The organism is Streptomyces atriruber, assembly GCF_001418325.1.
In the GTDB taxonomy this organism is placed as follows: Bacteria; Actinomycetota; Actinomycetes; order Streptomycetales; family Streptomycetaceae; genus Streptomyces; species Streptomyces atriruber.
In genome coordinates this window covers 13,824-30,332 of record NZ_LIPN01000062.1, presented here as the reverse complement: position 1 = coordinate 30,332, position 16,509 = coordinate 13,824, and the positions used below count along the sequence as shown (strand labels likewise).

Genomic DNA, 16,509 nt, shown 5'->3' with positions numbered 1-16,509 from the left:
GGGCGGCGCGGGGACTGGGGGCGCGCGACGCCTAGGTGTATTGGCTCGCAGGGTTGTTGACGCGGACGTGCAGGTGGCCTTCGCCCGGATAGTCGGGCGGGAAGGGCGGCAGTACGGAGTGGAAGGCGTACCCGGACTTCCGGGCGACGCGGCAGGAGTTCTCGTTGGCGGCGGCGTGGAGGAGTTCGAGGCGGCCGGGCACCGCCAGGGTCAGGGAGGCGAACGCCCAGCGTGAGACGGCTTCGAGGGCGCGCGGGGCCACGCCCTTGCCCCGGGCCTCGGGGGCGGTCCAGTAGCCGACTTCCGAGGCGGCGCCGGGGCGCGAGCCGTCGGGTACCGCCTTGAGCACGACGTTGCCCACGACGGGGTGGTCGGTACGGGTGTCGCCGTCGGTTTCGAGTACCGCGAAGCTGAACCAGGTGCCCGCGGCCCACGCCTCGTGCTGCTCCCCCACCCAGCGGTGCGCGTCCGCCGCGCTCTCCAGGCGCAGCACGAGCCAGCGGCGCAGGTCCGGGTCGCGGTGGGCCGCGAGGAGGGCGGGGACGTCTCGGGCGGTCCAGGGGCGGAGCGTCAACCCCGGTCTGCCGGGGGCTGGTTCGACGGTCAGGTTCACGGTCACGGTCATTCGGATGCGGCTTCTTCCTGAGAGATTCACCGAATTCTGTTCGACCGACCCTACGGAAGCGGATACGGTCCGGGCTCGGGATCCGGGCCCGGGTCCGGTGGACGAAGGGGACATGTGAGTACGGGGAAGATGCACGCCGACGAGGTCGACATCGACGGGGCGCTGGTGCGTCGGCTGGTCGAGGACCAGTTCCCGGCCTGGGCCGGGCTGCCCGTGGAGCGTGTGGACTCCGCGGGGACGTCCAACGCGATGTACCGGCTCGGCGCGGACATGGTGGTGCGGCTGCCCCGACTGTCCGGCTCCGTCGAGGACATCGAGCGCGAGCACCGGTGGCTGCGCGGGCTGGCGGCGGCGCTCCCCGTCCCCGTGCCCGCGCCGCTCGGCATGGGCGGGCCGGGCGACGGTTACCCGTACCCGTGGTCCGTCTTCCGGTGGCTCGACGGCGAGACGCCCGTCGCGGGGCGGCCGCTCGCCGAACCCGCCCTGTTCGCGAAGGACATGGCGGAGTTCATCACCGCCCTGCGCGAGGTCGACCCGACGGGCGCACCCGCCGCCTACCGCAGCGATGCCCTCGCGTCGCGCGACACCGCCACGCGCGAGGCCGTCAGCGGGCTGCGCGGGGTCGTCGACGTCGACGCCGTCACCGCCGTATGGGACGCCGCGCTGCGCGCCGCCCCGTGGCAGGGTCCCGGCGTCTGGGTGCACGGCGACCTCCAGCCGGGGAACGTACTGGTCCACGAAGGCCGACTCGGTGCCGTCATCGACTTCGAGTGCATGGGTACGGCCGACCCCGCCGTCGACCTGATCGCCGCGTGGTACCTGATGGACGCCGCGGCCCGCCCCGTCTTCCGTACCGCCCTCGGAGCGGCCGTCGACGACGACATGTGGGCGCGCGGGCAGGGCTGGGCGCTCACGATCGCGCTCATGGAGCTCTCGTACTACCAGGAGACGAACCCCGTGATGGCCGACACCGCGCGGTGCGTGATCGGTCGGCTCACCGGGCTCGCCGACTGACGGATCCGGCCCGCACCCGGCTTCCACCCGGCGTCAGGCGCTCAGCAGCAGGTGGACCGCCAGGCCCGTGATCAGCGCGCTCGACGCCAGCGCGGTGACCAGTCGGCCCGCGCGGCCCGTCAGGGCCCTGCCCAACAGCGCGCCGCCGCCCGCCAGGAGCAGTTGCCAGCTCGCGGACGCGAGGAAGGCGGCCAGCGCGAACACCGCCTGTTCCGTGCGCGTCAGCGATGCCGTGGCGGGACTGCCGAGGACGAGCTCGCCGAAGTAGATGACGGTGGCCGGGTTCAGGAGGGTGAGGCCGAGCAGGGCGGCGCAGGCGCGGGCGGGGCCGAGGGGGGCGCCGGTCCTGACGGTGGCGGCGTCGCCTGCGCGGTGCTCGCGGACCGCCGTCACCGCACCGCGTGCCGCCATCACGACGAGCACCAGGACCGAGGCCCAGCGCAGCGTCTCCATGACCGGCTCGACGACGTCGGTGAGGGAGGCGCCGCCGAGTGCGGCCACGAGTGCGTAGAGTCCGTCGGCGGTCGCCACGCCCAACGCGGCGCAGGCGCCGACCTTCAAGGTCGTCCTCGCGGTGAGGGCCACGAGGTAGGCGCCTACGGCGCCCACTGGCATCGCGATGCCGTAACCGGCGAGCAGGCCCGCGATCATGACCGCGCTCATGCGGTCAGCCTCGCGGAGGCGGGGAGGGGGCGGCAACCGGTTTACGGTCCGGCCTGTTGCCCTGCGACGTCCTGCTGGGCAGGAGCCTCAAGACCGCCGCTCCGCGGCGTCCAGCGGGGGGAGGAGCCTCTAGTAGACCTCCAACCCCTTCGCGTACCCCCTCAACACCCCCCGCGCCGACTCCGGCGTGTGGTGGCCCACCACCGTTTGGGCCGTGAGGCCGTCCGTCAGGGCCAGCAGGACGCGGGCCTCCGTCGACGCGTCCACGTCGGGGCGCAGCTCCCCCGTGGTGCGGCCGTAGTCGAGGAGCCAGACGAGGAGTTCGTGGAGCTTCGCGTACGTGTCCCGCAGTACCCCCGCCAACTCCTCGCTCACCGCCGCATGCGCGACGAACGCCCCCCAGACCTGCGCCTCCGTCCTGTCCTCGGGCTCGACGAGCGCGAGCGCGGACAGGGCCTGGTCCAGCAGCGTCACGGCCGACTCCGGGGTGCCCGACGCCTCGATGCGGGCCTTCGCCCGGTCCCCGATCCGTTCCGAGATGCCTTCGAGGGCAAAGAGCAGCATCTCGTCCTTCGTGCGGAAGCAGCGCTGTACCGCCCCCATCGACACCCCGGCCTCGGCGGCCACGTCCCGCAGGCTGACGGACTCCATTCCGGAGCGGGCGATCAGCAGGCAGACCGCTTCGGCGATGCGGCTCCGACGGTCCTCGTAGTCGACCTGCTTGGGCATGTCGGTGGCGCCTTTCCTCGGGCCTTCTCGATCCTCGGGCCTTTTCGATGCGGTTGCATCATATCGCGGAGAGGTGCATGATCTGATGCGACCGCATCGGAAAAACGTGACGCCGCGAGGCATCGCCATCGGGGAGATGAGACACGCATGACCAGCCGCAACCGGACCACGCTCCAGGGCAAGCCCAGGACCAAGTCCAAGAAGTCCACCGGCGGGCTCCTCGCCCTCTTCGGCGCCATCCTGCTCGTGCAGGGCTTCGGCTCCGCGATCACGGAGTCGGGGTGGGACACCTCGTTCGGGGTCTCCGCCGTGCTGCGGGAGGCGGGGGCGCCGGCCTGGGTGGATCTGGTGGTCGGCGCGGTCGGCTGCGCGCTGCTCGCGGCGGCGGCCCGCGCCCGGAGTCCGCGCAACGCACCCTGACGTGCCGTAGCGCTCACGCCGCCCGTCCCGCGATACTTCCGCCACCTCACCCGTCACGGAAGGACTCGCGTGCTCTCACGACTTGGCGCCCTCGGCGTCGCCGCCCTGCTGACCGGGCTCGGTGTCCCGGCCTCCGCCTCCGCCGCCCCGGCCGGGCGCACGGCCCCCACCGCCGAGGAGGCCCGACTCGACCGCGCCGCCCCGCAGGAGATCCTGCGGCGCAGCGGATTCGACTCCGTGGCCCCGGAGCTCGCCGACGCGCTGGAGAAGGTCCGCTCCTACGGCCAGGCGCAGCGTCTGGTCGTACGCGAAGGACAGTCGCTGTGGCGGCGGGCCGTCGACCGGGCGCAGGGGAAGCAGCAGTCGGGCCTCAGCAAGGACGACGACCGGCCGCTGTACTGGGCACGGCTCGGGATGACGCGCGAGCTGCGGCAGTGGGAGCCGAATCGTTTCGCCCTCACCCCTGAGCAGCGGGACCGGCTCATGGGCGCCCTGGAGCGGTCGTCCCGCGGACAGGACACCGTCGATCACCGCCCCGGAAAGCACGGACACGGGCGCGGGCACGTCAAGCGCATCCTCGTCACCGGGTTCGACCCCTTCACCCTCGACCGCGACGTCCGCATCAGCAATCCGTCGGGCGCCGCCGCCCTGGCCCTGGACGGCACGACGATCCGGACCGCCGACGGGCCCGCGCGCGTCGAGGCGGTCGTCTTCCCGGTCCGCTGGGACGACTTCGCCGACGGCGCGGTGGAGCGGGCGCTGCGGCCGTATCTGCCCCGCGTCGACCTGTTCACCACCATCAGCCAGGGCCGCGTGGGGAAGTTCGACATCGAGCGGACCAACGGCGCCTGGCGCGGCGGCTTCGCCGACAACGAGAACCTGTCACGCACCGGGATCGTCCCGGTGAGCGATCCCGCGACGCAACCCCAGTGGACGTCCACGACCCTCCCGTACAAGGAGATCGCGGCCGCGAAGACCGGGCGCTTCCCGGTGTACGACAACACGTCGGTGACCGAGATACCGGCGGGCGGCGGCGAGCCCGTGGTCCGGCCCGACGGCCCCACCGAGGGGTCGGCGGCGCGGGCGGGCGGCGGCGGGGACTACCTGTCGAACGAGATCGCCTACCGCGCCACCCTGCTGCGGGACCGGCTCGGGCTGCACGACCGGCTGCCCGGCGGCCATGTCCACACGCCGGTGCTGCAGTTCGGCGCGGGGAACACCGACCCGGCGACGGGTGACGTCACCGATCCCGAGTTCGTGCGGAACCGGCTCGACATCATCGCTCAGGTGCGGGAGATCCTCGGGGTCGCCGCGTCGTCGTCCTGACCGCCGACGCCATGGCGTGAGCCGTCGCCGTCCGAGCCGTTCTCGCCCAGCAGGTCCCGTGCCATCAGCGTCGCGCCCGCGACCGCGCCCGGCATCAGGAACACGGCGACGAACGGCACCAGGAAGGCGACGGCGAGCGGCGTGCCGAAGCCCCAGGCGAGCCGCTTGCGGGAGCGCAACAGAGCGAGCCGCTCGCGGAGTTCGACGCCGCGGCGCTGCATCGCGACCGCGGAGAGCTCCTCGGCGAGGAAGAAGCCGGTGACGCAGAAGCCGATCACCGGGACGACGGTCTGGCCGACGACGGGGATGAAGCCGAGCGCGAAGAGCAGCACGCCCCACACCAGCGCGCGCACCACGATGCGCAGGCTGTCCCGCGCGGAGATCCACAGGTCTCGCCAGAGCGGCAGGCCCGACTCGGGGGCGTGGCCGCACTCGGAGATGTCGACCTGCTCGGACAGCGATTCGTAGAAGGGATCCCCGATGAGCAGGGTCACCGCGGTGAAGGTGACGACGGAGAGCAGCAGCGCGAGGGCGAAGAGCAGGGCCGTCAGGAAGCCGCGGAAGAGGCCGGGCCAGGGCGAGGACCAGTCGTCGGCGAACGGCGTGGCCCAGCCGACGAGGTCGATGCCCCACAGGGCGAGCGAGACGAGCGCGGCCGCATAGAGGACAAGCGTGATGAGGCCGGGCAGCAGCCCCCATCCGTACTGCCTGCCGTGCTGGGCGACCCAGCGCTGCCCCTTCATCAAGTAGCCGAAGCCCACACCCAGATCGCGCATGCGGCACACCTTAGCCGCAGGTCGCCGGGGGTTTGTTCGGGGTCGTGTGCCGGGACTGTCACAGCTGGCAATCAAGGCCCTCTTGTTGAACGGGAGTTGAACCGGTAAGACCTCGCTTACCGATCTTCCGGAGGTACATATGGGTATGTCCCGGCCATCCAGACCCGTTCTGCTCACCACCGCCGCCACCGCGGGTGCGCTGGTCCTCACCGCGCTTGTCCCGGGCAGCGCGACCGCCGACCCGACGCCGCGCCCGGTCATCCGCGAGGGGACGCCGCCCGGCGCCGACCGGGCCGCCAGGACCCCGGAGGCCGCGGCCGAACGCGCCCTCGGCGACGCGAGGTCCGGCGCTGCGAGGCTCGGCGACCGGGGCCGCGGGTACCCGCGCGAGCGGAAGCTCGAACCGCCCCCGGAGAACCCTGCCGACAAGTCGATAAAACTGGGGCTGACGCCGTACCACGGCATAGCCCCGAAGCTGAACGACCTGCAGCGCATCGGCGACCGCGTGAGCGTGGAGATCGCGGGCCGTTCGGCGGGCGGACACCAGCTCTACCTCGTGACCGTCACCGCCCCCGAGTCCGCGCGCGAGACGGCCCGGCAGGCGCGGATGCGGGAGAAGATGGAGAACGACCCCGCGGCAGCCGCGAAGGACGGGGCGATCAAGTCCTCGTACAAGACGCCCGTCTTCATCAACAACAACATCCACGGCAACGAGTGGGAGGGCACCGACGCGGCCCTCAAGCTCATCGAGAAGCTCGCGAAGGCCGAGGACGAGAAGAGCCGGGACCTGCTCGCGCACCACCGCCTCTACTTCAACGTCACCACCAACCCCGACGGCCGCATAGCGGGCACCCGCGCCAACGCCAACGGCTTCGACCTGAACCGCGACTTCATCACCGCCTCGCAGCCCGAGGCCCGCGCAGTCCGCGAGATCGCCATCGCCAAGCAGCCCGCGGTCATGATCGACCTGCACGGCTATGTGAACGGCACGCTGATCGAGCCGACCACTCCCCCGCACGGCGAGAACTACGAGTACGACCTCTTCCTCAAGAACTCCTACGCCAACGCCCTCGGCATGGAGGCGGCCGTCAACGGCCTCGGGTACACGGAGGCGAAGGACGGCGTGCGGCCCGCCGTCATCCCCTTCCGTGACCAGAAGGAGGGCTGGGACGACTGGCCGCCGATCTTCACCCCGCAGTACATGCCCTTCCACGGCGCGGTCGCCACGCACACCATCGAGTTCCCGATGCAGGTGAACAACGGGGAGTACGAGTCGCAGCCGGTCGCCGAGCTGCGCCGCAGGGCCAGGATCAACACGGACATCGCGGGCGCCGCGATGCGCGCCACCCTCGACTACACCGACCGGCACCGCGCCTCGGTGATCGCCGACCAGATCGAGGTCTTCCGGCGGGGCGCGACGGGCGCGAAGCAGGTGCCGGTGTCGGAGGAGACCGTGCCGGGCGTGCCCGGGATCGGTCCCGAGGACGTGTACACGACCGAGTTCCCCCGGGCGTACGTGATTCCGGCGGACGGCGCCGAGGGCGGGCGCGGCCAGCGCTCCGCCGCGGCGGCGTCGCGCCTCGTGGACCATCTGATCGCCAACGACGTCCGCGTGGAACGCGCGAGCCACGCCTTCCGGCTCGGCGGGCGGACGTACGCGAAGGGTTCGTACGTCGTCGACATGCACCAGCCCAAGCGGGGCCTGGCCAATGTGATGCTGGCCGACGGGCGGGACATCAGCGACAAGGTGTCGACGATGTACGACATCTCGGGCTGGAGCCTCGGACGGCTGTGGGGCGCGAGCGTGGACGCGGTCAAGGGCGGCGGCCTGACGGGCGTGCACGCGCGTCCGGTACGGGCGGCCTCGCAGGTCGGGTACGTGGCGCCGCGCGGCGACCTGCGGCTGCGGCTCGACGACCCGCGCGAGATCGCCGCACTCAACTCCCTTCTCGCGCAGGGGGTCTCTGCACGCCGCGACCGTGACGGGAGCGCCGTCCTGCCGTCCTCGGCGCGCCGTGCCGCGGCCGTCGCGGCGAAGAAGTACGACGTCGCCTTCGACGCCACGAAGGCGAAGGGCGGCACGGCCCTGCACCGTACGCGGGTCGCCGCGGCCGTCACGCCGGGCGAGCTGTTCGCGCTGCGGGAGATGAACTTCGACGTGGTGCCCGTGTCGACGGCCGTGCTCAACTCCGGCTTCGACTGGAAGAAGACGGACGCGCTCTTCGTGTCGGCCGGACTGGACCGCGGCGAGCTGAACGCGGCCGCCAGGGAACGGCTCGACCGGTTCCTCGCCGGGGGCGGCGGTCTGGTGGGGCGGGGCGCGACCGGCGCCGCGCTCAACGCCGACGCCGGGCTCCTCGCCGTCAAGGCCGTCGGGGGCAACGGCGACGCCAACGGCGTGGTCCGCGTGGTGAACGCGGGCGGCACCGTCACCGGCGGGGCGCCGGACCACGGCTTCGTCTACTCGCCGTCGTGGTTCACCGACCTCGGCCCCGGTGTGCGCGTGGAGCAGAAGTACGGCACCGGCAATCCGCTGGTGTCCGGGCACTGGCGGGCCGCGGAGGACGGCACGGGAGGGCCCGCGGACGCCGCGGGCCGCGCCGCGGTCGTCAGTGGGTCGGACGGCGGCACGGACGTGGTCCTCTTCGGTACCGAACCGCTCTTCCGCGACCACCCGAAGGGGATGTTCCCGCAGGTCGGCCGGGCGCTGCTGAGCGTCGGCCGATAGCGGGAATGCAGTTCGGGGGCGCGGCGGTTGATCATGTCACTGCCACACCGCCGCGCCCCTGGAGGTTTCTCCGCCATGACCCGTGAGATCCGAGTGCAGGGCACGGTCGCCGACGGATACGAGGCGGTGCGCGAGGAGTTCACCGCCGTACTCGCGAACGAGCTGCCCCTGTACGAGGGGCAGCTGGCCGCCCATGTGCGGGGCCGCAAGGTCGTCGACCTGTGGGTGGGCCCGGACGTCACGGGCGAGAGCCTCTACGGCGTCTACTCCTCCACCAAGGGCGCCGCCCACCTCGTCGTGGCCCTCCTCGTGCAGGACGGGGTCCTGGACCTGGACCGGGCCGTCGCCCACTACTGGCCGGAGTTCGCGGCCGAGGGCAAGGGCGCGGTGACCCTGCGGGAGCTGCTCGCGCACCGCGCCGGCGTCCCGGGCGCCGACTCCGGCTTCCGGGCCGAGGAGATCGCCGACGACCGGGCGATCGCCGCGCGCCTGGCCGCGCAGCGCCCCTTCTGGCGCCCGGGCACCGCCTTCGGCTACCACGCGCTCGCCATCGGAGCGCTCTCCGGAGAGGTGGTGTTCCGCGCCACCGGGCAGACCCTGCAGCAGGTGTACGAGGAGCGGGTGCGCGCCCCGTACGGGCTCGACTTCTTCCTGGGGCTGCCCGAGGAGCACGAGAGCCGGTTCCGTGCCGTGCAGCCGATGGCGCCCACGCCCGAGCAGGCGGCCCTGCTCGACGCGCTGCCGCCCCGGCCGCAGAGCCTCGGCTCCATCGCCTTCAACCGCCACACCGCCGAGCCCACCGATCTGGAGGCGGTGCCCAACTCCCGCCCGCTGCGCGCCGCCGGGCCCGCTTCGGTCGGCGGTGCGGCGTCCGCGCGGGGCCTCGCCGGGATGTACGCGGCGGCGGTCACCGGCGTCGACGGCCGCGAGGCGCTGCTCGAACCGGACACGGTCGCCGAGTTCGGGCAGATCCAGTCGGTCGGCCACGATCTGGTGGCGGGGGCCTTCAAGGCGTTCGCCGTCGGCTTCCAGGCGACTTCGGTGGCCGTGTACCCGTTCCTGGGCGCGGGCACGATCGGGCACAGCGGCGCGGGCGGCTCGCAGGCGTTCGCCGATCCGCGCAGCGGGCTCGCCTACGGCTACACGCGGCGGCGGTTCGCCTACCCCGGCGGCCCCGCCACGGAGAACGAGCGGCTGGTCAGGGCGGTCCACGAGGCGGCGCTCGCGGCGGGCTGAGCGCCCCGGCCGAAGCGGGCCACGCGCCCCGCGCACGCGTGAGGGCCGCCCCCCGGAGCGGGGTGCGGCCCTCACGTACGTACGGCCTGCGGTCAGGCGGCCGAGACCTCGACCTTGATGTTGCCGCGCGTGGCGTTCGAGTAGGGGCACACCTGGTGCGCCTTCTCGACCAGGGACTGCGCGGTGGCCGCGTCCACGTTCGGGATGGCGGCCGTGATGACGACCTCCAGGCCGAAGCCGCCGGCCTCGTTCTGGCCGATGCCGACCTTGGCGGTCACGGTCGAGCCGGTGATGTCGGCGTTCTCCTTGCGGGCGACCACGCCGAGGGCGCCCTGGAAGCAGGCGCTGTAGCCCGCCGCGAAGAGCTGCTCCGGGTTGGTGCCCGCGCCGCTGCCGCCCATCTCCTTCGGCGGGTTCACGACGACGTCGAGCTTGCCGTCGTCGCTGGCCACACGGCCGTCGCGGCCGTTCTCCGCGGTGGCTACGGCGGTGTACTTGACGTCGATCTTCTGGATGGACATAACTGCCTTTTCCTCCTGAGACATGACGTGGCGCGCGCCCACAACCACGGTTTGCGGAATTAGGTTATCGGATACCGGAAGTTTTCCGATGGGGCGGCCGGAGTCGCTCAGCCCGGGGAGACGATCATCTTTCCGGTGTTCTCGCCGCGGAGCATGCCCAGGAAGGCCTCGACGCCGTTCTCCACGCCCTCGACGACCGTCTCGCGGTACTTGAGCTCGCCGGAGCGGATCCAGCCGCCGACCTCGCGGACGAACTCGGGCTGCAGCGCCGCGTGGTCCTGCACGAGCATGCCCTGCAGGCGCAGCCGCTTGCCGATGACCATGGCGAGGTTGCGCGGGGCCGGGGTCGGCTCGGTGTCGTTGTAGCCCGCGATCATGCCGCAGATGGTGACGCGGCCGTGCAGGTTCAGGCGGCTGATGGCAGCCTCCAGGTGCTCGCCGCCGACGTTGTCGAAGTAGACGTCGATGCCGTCGGGGGCCACCTCCTTGAGCTGCTCGGCGACGGACTTCTTGTCCTTGTAGTTGAAGGCCGCGTCGAAGCCGTACTCCTCGACGAGCAGCTTCACCTTCTCGTCCGAACCGGCCGAGCCGACGACGCGCGAGGCGCCCTTCAGCTTGGCGATCTGGCCGACCTGGCCGCCGACCGCACCGGCGGCGCCGGAGACGAAGACGGCGTCGCCCTCCTTGAAGGAGGCCACTTCGAGCAGCCCGGCGTACGCGGTCAGGCCCGTCATGCCGAGCACGCCGAGGTAGGCGGAGAGCGGAGCGGCCTGCGGGTCGACCTTGGTGGCGTGCTGGGCGGGCACGGAGGCGTACTCGCGCCAGCCCGCGAAGTGCAGGACGTGGTCGCCCACCGCGAAGCCCTCGGCGTTCGACGCGACGACCTCGCCGACCGCGCCACCCTCCATGGGACGGTCGAGCTGGAACGGCGGCACGTACGACTTCACGTCGTTCATGCGGCCCCGCATGTACGGGTCCACGGAGAAGTGCAGGTTGCGGACCAGGACGCGGCCCTGGGCCGGGGCCTCCACCGGGACCTCGCGCAGCGCGAAGTCCTCCGGGACCGGCCAGCCGGACGGGCGCCGCACGAGGTGCCATTCGCGGCTGACGGAGGGAAGCTGCTCGGGGGTGACGGTCATGGGGGGCGTCCTCCTACTGCGTGCGGGCTGTCGTGTGCCAGCGCCGGGGGTCACGAAAAATGCTTGAGGTTGTAAAACAACCATGCTCCTGAATATTTCATGATGTCAAGTAAACGGGTAGCCTGGCGAGCATGCCCACCAGTAGCTCCAGCGCCCGCACCCCCCGCACCGACCCGCTGACACTCGAAGTCGTCGAGCTGATCGGCACGGTCGTGGCGCGCTACTACGAGGAGTACGAGGAGGCGGCCGCCGAGCACGCGCTGACCGGAGCGCAGGCACGCGTCCTCGGGCTGCTCTCCCTCGAACCCATGCCGATGCGCCACATCGCGCAGAAGCTGAAGTGCGAGCCGTCGAACATCACGGGGATCGTCGACCGCCTGGAGGCGCGCGGCCTCGTCGAGCGGCGCCCCGACGCGGCCGACCGGCGCGTGAAGCTGGCGGCGCCCACGGCGGAGGGCGTCGAGGTCGCCCGCGGCCTGCGGGAGTCGCTGAACTTCGCGCGCGAGCCGCTGGCGGAGCTCTCGCGCGAGGAGCGGCTCGCGCTGCGGGGGCTGCTGCGCAGGATGCTGGGCGAAGAGATCTGACCGCTTCAGTTTTCGCGAACTCGCGGGTCTCTGTGCCCGGTCCTCCCGAAGCTCCGGTGAAGTGACGAGTAGCTCTCTCCGGCTGATGCGATGTACGGGCTTCGCGCGCGGGCGTGCGGGTGCTCGCGCAGATGGCGCAGGAACTCGTACTGGGACGCGGTGATCCCGTAGCCCTTGCGCAGCCGGTCGTTGAGCGTGTTGTACAGGCGGGTCTCGCACCGCACCAGATCGCTGAAGAACACCGCCGTCCCTTCATCGCTCGCCTGATTTGCTGCCTGGGCATATGGATGGTGCTGGCCGAGCGCCGCAGCCCGCACATCTGCTGAGCTTGTTCTTTGACCTTTGCGGGCGGTGATGACGAGCCAGGTCCAGCGGTCCGCGGCCTCGGGAGTGCGGAGCTTCGGCCGGGTCCAGCCGAGCGTCTGCTTGATCATGCGGAAGGTGTGTTCGAGGTCGAATCTGCGGAGGAACGTCTGCCATCGCAAGGTCGATGTCCGTGGCTTTCATGCCGGTCTTCGAGGACCACCGCCAGATGGGCAGCGCGTCCTGGCCGCCGGGCAGGTGGTCGACTTGGAGGCGTATCAGGGTTCCTTCGGGGACGGGGAGTTCACCGTCGTGGTCGATCCGGGCGTTGCGGGTGGTCACCCTGGGGCGGATACGGTCCCAGGCCATGGCCTGGGCGGTGCCGTAGCGGTCGGTGCCCTGCACCGTTGCCGCGTCGGGATCGCCCCAGGAGTCCGGCTTGGCGAAGCGGAACTCGCCGCCGTGCTTGGGTGGGTGTCCGCCGCGGGGGTCGGCCCGGTAGAACTCCTCGCGGGAGGGCGCCGGACGGCGCATGACGCGGTCGGAGCGCATCCGCCCCAGAGCCTCGACCGGGAGGCCGTCGAGGAGGTAGGCCATGCGCGGGGGCGTCGTAGCCGGCGTCGAAGACGACCAGGGATGTCGGGATCCGCTGGCTCCCACTGGCCGCCGTCGATCAGGTCCTTGACGACGCCGCGGACCTGGGCGGCAGTGACCTCGGCGATGTCGTCGTCAGGGCCGGGGCGGACCGCGTCCGGCAGCTGGCACCACGAAGTGCGGCCGGTCTCCGGTGCAGCGAGGAACGAGTACGGCCGCCCGGGGATGAACTGGTCGCTGGAGCGGCCCGAGCGCCCATAGACGTGGCAGAACAGCCGCTCGGGGCTGCACGGGGCGTCCGAGCGAAGCCAGTTGGTCACGTCGACCGCCAGGACGAGCCGGTCGTCCGCGGCCTTGGGCTGCGGCAGCACCGCCGGCGCACGGCGCGACCCCGCCGCCTCGATGCGCCCGCAGTTCAGCGCGTCTAGAGCGCACCGTGCCCACGGCGGTGCTCGGCCGGCAGCGTCAGATCGACCGGCGAGGTCACCGGCCCGTTCTCGCAGAGCATCGCGTCGCACAGCTCGAACAAGGTGTCACCGCGCCGGGACAGGCACGCGTACAGGTCTCCCCGGAAGTGTGACGTGACGTCGAACGCGTCGCGCCGGGCATCGTGATGCAGCCAGCTCACCTCTGCGGCCTTCGTATGAATCTGTTTCCGTGGCGGAACGCAGGATCATGCGAGGGCCGTCCGCCTGACCGACGAATCCTCAGTTGAGTGACCTTGCACGACGCCCAGTTCGACCCCAGAGGTTGAAGAACAAGCTCAGCACTGGGCTACCGCACCCCGATTGAGTACGAACTACTCTCCGAACAAGACACCATCCCTGCCTCTGTTGCGGGCTACTCGTGAGAATGGTGGTGGCCCGGCCGTCGCGTCGGGTGGGCGCCAGGTGGCAGGGATCCCGCTGAGCCGTTCAAACAGTCGCATGTGCTGCCTGGGCTGTATGCAGTGGCCGTCGGCAGGTATGGCATATTCCTCAGCTCTCCGATGCTGGACCCTAGCATGTCCGCTGCGCGAATTGATCGGACAATTTCTGCCAGGTAGCAGCACACTGTTCAGCAAGCTTCGCCATTGAACCGGTCTGGTGCGTCGGCACAGAGGTGATGAGACTGTCCAAGAGCTCTGAATCGAGCGAGAGGATGCCGAGCCACTGGATAAGGAGTCTCCCCGTTTCCGTCATTCGGACAGAAGGATCATTGCGCAGGGCGCGCAGGAGCCGGTAGTAGTCGGCCGTTGATCCGATCCTCTTCTGCGGATCCCCCTCGGTTTCCTCTGACTGGGCGCGGAGATCCGTTCGAGCATTACTGACTATTTCTGCTCGCTCCGCAGCTCTTTTCCGTCCAGTCTTGACGGCAGATCTACGTGCTGAACCGCCGTGCGGTGCCCTTGGCATCGACGGGGAGGTCTTTTCAGCTGACAGGCGGCGCACAGCAGCGATCCTCTGCATGCCGATTCCTGTGAGTTCCGCTATCCCTTCGTCGCTCCAATCAGGATAGGCGCGCAGAATTCCTTCAATGGCCAACCTTTGCTCGACGTCGGACAATAGATATATATTCTTCACGCCGTACGTAACACCTACCCAGGGGGGGAACTTAACAATTATCCATCTTCAAAACGTGCCGAGATCAGTCGAAGCTCCTCCCCTTCAAGCCGCACCCGATAGGGTAAACAACAAAGAGGTAAAGCATTGAAGACACTATAAAAAAGCGACAAAATTCCCCAGGATCACCCAATCGAGAGCCATCGAGTAAATATCTAATCCAACCGGCAGGATGGTCCCATCGGTCGCTACGAAGAGGCCCCCCAAGGGATACGCCGAGCGAGACAACAGCACCTAGGGGGCGCACGCCCTCTGGCTCACCCAAAGCCTTGATGGAGTTTCCGATTCGATCCGAATTCGGATTCATGAAATGGACGTTCATCTCTCGCATGCACGGCATCAGCCAAGCAGGCCAACGAAGCGCCCGCACAGTGCAGCAACAACCCTTGCCGGAGCTCCGACGCCTGCTACTCCCAATTGAGGCCTCTGCGATCCGGATGACGACGCCCGGCGTCACGAACCAGATCGTTCGCCGACAGGGGACAAAGCCCCAAAGCATACGGCCGAAGGGCCTGAATTTGTCAGTACCTTTGCCCCTACCCTTGAATCGTCAACATTTGTGAATTTTGGATTGGCCAAACTCAGAGGTGAGCTTGACCAAGTCCCCCTGCAAGCTGGGAAGAAAGGCGGCTACGGCCATGCCTCAAAGCCCCAGGCGCCCTCAATTCCTGAATGAGTCACCGCGTTCGTGGTTCACGTAGGGAGTCACGGCGACCGAAGAGAAACCAAAGCAGGCTTCCCAGGAAGGGGAGCACGAAAGCGAAGACCAGCCAAGCAAACTTCATACCTCCAGTCAGACGTGACCGCGCGATACTGATAAGCGCGCCAACAAACAACAGGGCAGCGCCGATGCAGGCGCAGATAGCGACAACGGACGTGACACCTGATGCCTCATTCTTAGTAGCAGCCAGCAGCACTTGATGGGTGGATTGCCTCACGGTTCCTCCTTTCTTCGAGTGGCTTAGATTCCGGCGCCTCACGCTCCTGCCTATTTGGCGGTTCCGCGGATTCCATTGATGGCGAAATGGACAGGAAGTCAGCCATCAGAAGAGATGAAGACTCCCCAAGGAAACTCTTCTGTCAATCCGTTCAATAAACGGAATGAGAGATCCTTGGGTGCGATGAAAAATGGGGCCTGGTCGGCCGCTGAACGGGAGATGAGGGAAGCCGACCAGGCCCTCTGGGGGCAACTCTAACGAGCATTCCTGGTGGCGTCTATCGACGATTTCCGATATGGCGATAGGGTTCACCTTTCACCTATCCGTACCGGTGGTTGGCTTATGATGCGCATCGGAGGTAGCTGGATATGCGCGTGGAACAGTTGGAATACCTGGAGGCAGTCACACGCCTGGGGTCACTACGTCGCGCTGCGGAAGAACTGCACCTGTCCCAGCCGGCATTGGGTGAGACGCTACGCAAACTGGAGCGGGAACTGGGAGTGGAGCTCCTGGAACGCAAACGGTCCGGTTCAAAGATCAGTTACGAGGGACGCGAACTGCTGCCGCACATCGCCGCGGTACTGGACGCAGTCGACCGTCTGCGCCGAGCAGCTGGCGAGCAGCACCACAGCGGCCGCACACTGCGACTGGGTACGGTCAACGCGGCCACCGTTACCCTCCTGACACCAGCCATCCGCGAGTTCCACACCACCCACCCATCCACCCCTGTGGAAGTAATCGCAGACCGGCACGACGGTATCCAACAACACCTCGCCGAGGGCGGATTCGACCTCGGGCTCGTCAGCTATCTCCGCGATGACGACCTTCCGCCCGGCCTGCACACCACCGAGTTGCTCCGCGGACGCCCAGTCGTCTGCATGCGCCAGGACAGCCCACTGGCCGCACTCAGCACAGTTACCGTCGCCGACCTACTGGCTCAGCCTCTGATCGCCATGCGAGCCGGCTACGTCATGCACCGTTATGTCCACCGGCTCCTCAGCGGCAGAGCACCAGCCTTCTCCTACTCGGCCGACGGCGCCGAAATGGGTAAACTCATGGTCGCCGAGGGACTCGGCACCACCGTCCTGCCCGACTACAGCGTGCACGGCGACCCACTGGAACGCAGCGGCACCATCACCTACCGCCCTCTCGCAGACGACGCCACCGAACTTCGCGTCATGATTCAACGACGCCACACACAATCGGTGCCGCCAGCCGCACACGCTCTACACGCCATCCTCATACGCCGGGCCATAGAACAGCGCACGAACCCACACGCCGGAGCCAAACAGCTCTGATTGGGAGTGTCATG

General features: G+C 69.4%; 15 protein-coding genes and 1 pseudogene. 7 read left to right on the top strand and 9 right to left on the bottom strand.

The features are described 5' to 3' along the window. Nucleotides 1–31: 31 nt before the first annotated feature. Nucleotides 32–625: a GNAT family N-acetyltransferase gene (locus AOK03_RS07230; protein WP_055564339.1), complete on the bottom strand. Its 594-nt coding sequence runs from the start codon at nucleotides 623–625 to the stop codon at nucleotides 32–34. A gap of 129 nt (nucleotides 626–754) precedes the next feature. Between AOK03_RS07230 and AOK03_RS07225 the strand changes: the two genes are divergently transcribed. Beyond that, nucleotides 755–1,639: an aminoglycoside phosphotransferase family protein gene (locus tag AOK03_RS07225; RefSeq protein WP_055564338.1), complete on the top strand. Its 885-nt coding sequence runs from the start codon at nucleotides 755–757 to the stop codon at nucleotides 1,637–1,639. A 33-nt stretch (nucleotides 1,640–1,672) separates the two neighbouring features. Here AOK03_RS07225 and AOK03_RS07220 read toward each other — a convergent pair whose 3' ends face one another. Continuing rightward, entirely contained in the window at nucleotides 1,673–2,302 is a 630-nt protein-coding gene (locus tag AOK03_RS07220; protein ID WP_055564337.1) for a LysE family transporter, read from the bottom strand. 129 nt (nucleotides 2,303–2,431) lie between these two features. Then, nucleotides 2,432–3,031, bottom strand: a complete 600-nt coding sequence (locus tag AOK03_RS44830) for a TetR/AcrR family transcriptional regulator (protein ID WP_055564336.1) — start codon at nucleotides 3,029–3,031, stop codon at nucleotides 2,432–2,434. A 147-nt stretch (nucleotides 3,032–3,178) separates the two neighbouring features. On the opposite strand from AOK03_RS44830, the gene AOK03_RS07210 reads away from it, so the two are divergent. Beyond that, a complete protein-coding gene (locus AOK03_RS07210; RefSeq protein WP_055564335.1) occupies nucleotides 3,179–3,451 on the top strand; it encodes a hypothetical protein in 273 nt (90 codons plus the stop codon). Nucleotides 3,452–3,520: 69 nt separating this feature from the next. Continuing rightward, the gene (locus AOK03_RS07205) at nucleotides 3,521–4,777 is read left to right on the top strand and encodes a pyroglutamyl-peptidase I (protein ID WP_055564334.1); all 1,257 of its coding nucleotides are present in this window, start codon (nucleotides 3,521–3,523) and stop codon (nucleotides 4,775–4,777) included. On the opposite strand, the gene AOK03_RS07200 is transcribed toward AOK03_RS07205, so the two are convergent. Beyond that, entirely contained in the window at nucleotides 4,735–5,553 is an 819-nt protein-coding gene (locus AOK03_RS07200; RefSeq protein ID WP_055564333.1) for an EI24 domain-containing protein, read from the bottom strand. The genes AOK03_RS07205 and AOK03_RS07200 overlap by 43 nt on opposite strands. A 139-nt stretch (nucleotides 5,554–5,692) precedes the next feature. On the opposite strand from AOK03_RS07200, the gene AOK03_RS07195 reads away from it, so the two are divergent. Together AOK03_RS07195 and AOK03_RS07190 are read left to right on the top strand one after the other, a co-directional pair. After that, nucleotides 5,693–8,281: a M14 family zinc carboxypeptidase gene (locus AOK03_RS07195; protein WP_055564332.1), complete on the top strand. Its 2,589-nt coding sequence runs from the start codon at nucleotides 5,693–5,695 to the stop codon at nucleotides 8,279–8,281. A gap of 75 nt (nucleotides 8,282–8,356) precedes the next feature. Beyond that, nucleotides 8,357–9,517, top strand: a complete 1,161-nt coding sequence (locus AOK03_RS07190) for a serine hydrolase domain-containing protein (protein WP_055564331.1) — start codon at nucleotides 8,357–8,359, stop codon at nucleotides 9,515–9,517. Nucleotides 9,518–9,609: 92 nt separating this feature from the next. Here the strand turns inward: AOK03_RS07190 and AOK03_RS07185 are convergent, their stop codons facing one another. Beyond that, nucleotides 9,610–10,038: an organic hydroperoxide resistance protein gene (locus AOK03_RS07185; RefSeq protein ID WP_055564330.1), complete on the bottom strand. Its 429-nt coding sequence runs from the start codon at nucleotides 10,036–10,038 to the stop codon at nucleotides 9,610–9,612. A 107-nt stretch (nucleotides 10,039–10,145) separates the two neighbouring features. Next, nucleotides 10,146–11,177, bottom strand: coding sequence for an NADP-dependent oxidoreductase (locus AOK03_RS07180; protein ID WP_055564329.1), 1,032 nt, complete (start codon nucleotides 11,175–11,177; stop codon nucleotides 10,146–10,148). 131 nt (nucleotides 11,178–11,308) lie between these two features. Between AOK03_RS07180 and AOK03_RS07175 the strand changes: the two genes are divergently transcribed. Continuing rightward, complete coding sequence (locus AOK03_RS07175) at nucleotides 11,309–11,761, top strand: MarR family winged helix-turn-helix transcriptional regulator (RefSeq protein ID WP_055564328.1); 453 nt, start codon at nucleotides 11,309–11,311, stop codon at nucleotides 11,759–11,761. Nucleotides 11,762–12,107: 346 nt separating this feature from the next. Here AOK03_RS07175 and AOK03_RS43395 read toward each other — a convergent pair. The 3 genes and pseudogenes from AOK03_RS43395 to AOK03_RS44975 all read right to left on the bottom strand — a co-directional run. Beyond that, nucleotides 12,108–13,286, bottom strand: a pseudogene (locus AOK03_RS43395) (transposase); the annotation flags it as partial. Between the two features lie 370 nt (nucleotides 13,287–13,656). Continuing rightward, entirely contained in the window at nucleotides 13,657–14,220 is a 564-nt protein-coding gene (locus AOK03_RS42455; RefSeq protein WP_157868882.1) for a hypothetical protein, read from the bottom strand. A gap of 716 nt (nucleotides 14,221–14,936) precedes the next feature. After that, nucleotides 14,937–15,176 carry a PLD nuclease N-terminal domain-containing protein gene (locus AOK03_RS44975; protein WP_208609508.1) on the bottom strand — a complete coding sequence of 80 codons (240 nt, stop codon included), beginning with the start codon at nucleotides 15,174–15,176 and terminating at the stop codon, nucleotides 14,937–14,939. Between the two features lie 389 nt (nucleotides 15,177–15,565). Here AOK03_RS44975 and AOK03_RS07155 point away from each other — a divergent pair, with 389 nt between their 5' ends. Further along, on the top strand, nucleotides 15,566–16,495 hold the full coding sequence (locus tag AOK03_RS07155; protein ID WP_055564326.1) for a LysR family transcriptional regulator: 930 nt from the start codon (nucleotides 15,566–15,568) through the stop codon (nucleotides 16,493–16,495). Nucleotides 16,496–16,509: the final 14 nt, after the last annotated feature.

Excerpts from the sequence above, each read along its gene's own strand:
- AOK03_RS07230 (WP_055564339.1), bottom strand. The coding sequence starts at position 625 with ATGACCGTGACCGTGAACCTGACCGTCGAACCAGCCCCCGGCAGACCG.
- AOK03_RS07225 (WP_055564338.1), top strand. The coding sequence starts at position 755 with ATGCACGCCGACGAGGTCGACATCGACGGGGCGCTGGTGCGTCGGCTG.
- AOK03_RS07220 (WP_055564337.1), bottom strand. The coding sequence starts at position 2,302 with ATGAGCGCGGTCATGATCGCGGGCCTGCTCGCCGGTTACGGCATCGCG.
- AOK03_RS44830 (WP_055564336.1), bottom strand. The coding sequence starts at position 3,031 with ATGCCCAAGCAGGTCGACTACGAGGACCGTCGGAGCCGCATCGCCGAA.
- AOK03_RS07210 (WP_055564335.1), top strand. The coding sequence starts at position 3,179 with ATGACCAGCCGCAACCGGACCACGCTCCAGGGCAAGCCCAGGACCAAG.
- AOK03_RS07200 (WP_055564333.1), bottom strand. The coding sequence starts at position 5,553 with ATGCGCGATCTGGGTGTGGGCTTCGGCTACTTGATGAAGGGGCAGCGC.
- AOK03_RS07195 (WP_055564332.1), top strand. The coding sequence starts at position 5,693 with ATGGGTATGTCCCGGCCATCCAGACCCGTTCTGCTCACCACCGCCGCC.
- AOK03_RS07190 (WP_055564331.1), top strand. The coding sequence starts at position 8,357 with ATGACCCGTGAGATCCGAGTGCAGGGCACGGTCGCCGACGGATACGAG.
- AOK03_RS07185 (WP_055564330.1), bottom strand. The coding sequence starts at position 10,038 with ATGTCCATCCAGAAGATCGACGTCAAGTACACCGCCGTAGCCACCGCG.
- AOK03_RS07180 (WP_055564329.1), bottom strand. The coding sequence starts at position 11,177 with ATGACCGTCACCCCCGAGCAGCTTCCCTCCGTCAGCCGCGAATGGCAC.
- AOK03_RS07175 (WP_055564328.1), top strand. The coding sequence starts at position 11,309 with ATGCCCACCAGTAGCTCCAGCGCCCGCACCCCCCGCACCGACCCGCTG.
- AOK03_RS07155 (WP_055564326.1), top strand. The coding sequence starts at position 15,566 with ATGCGCGTGGAACAGTTGGAATACCTGGAGGCAGTCACACGCCTGGGG.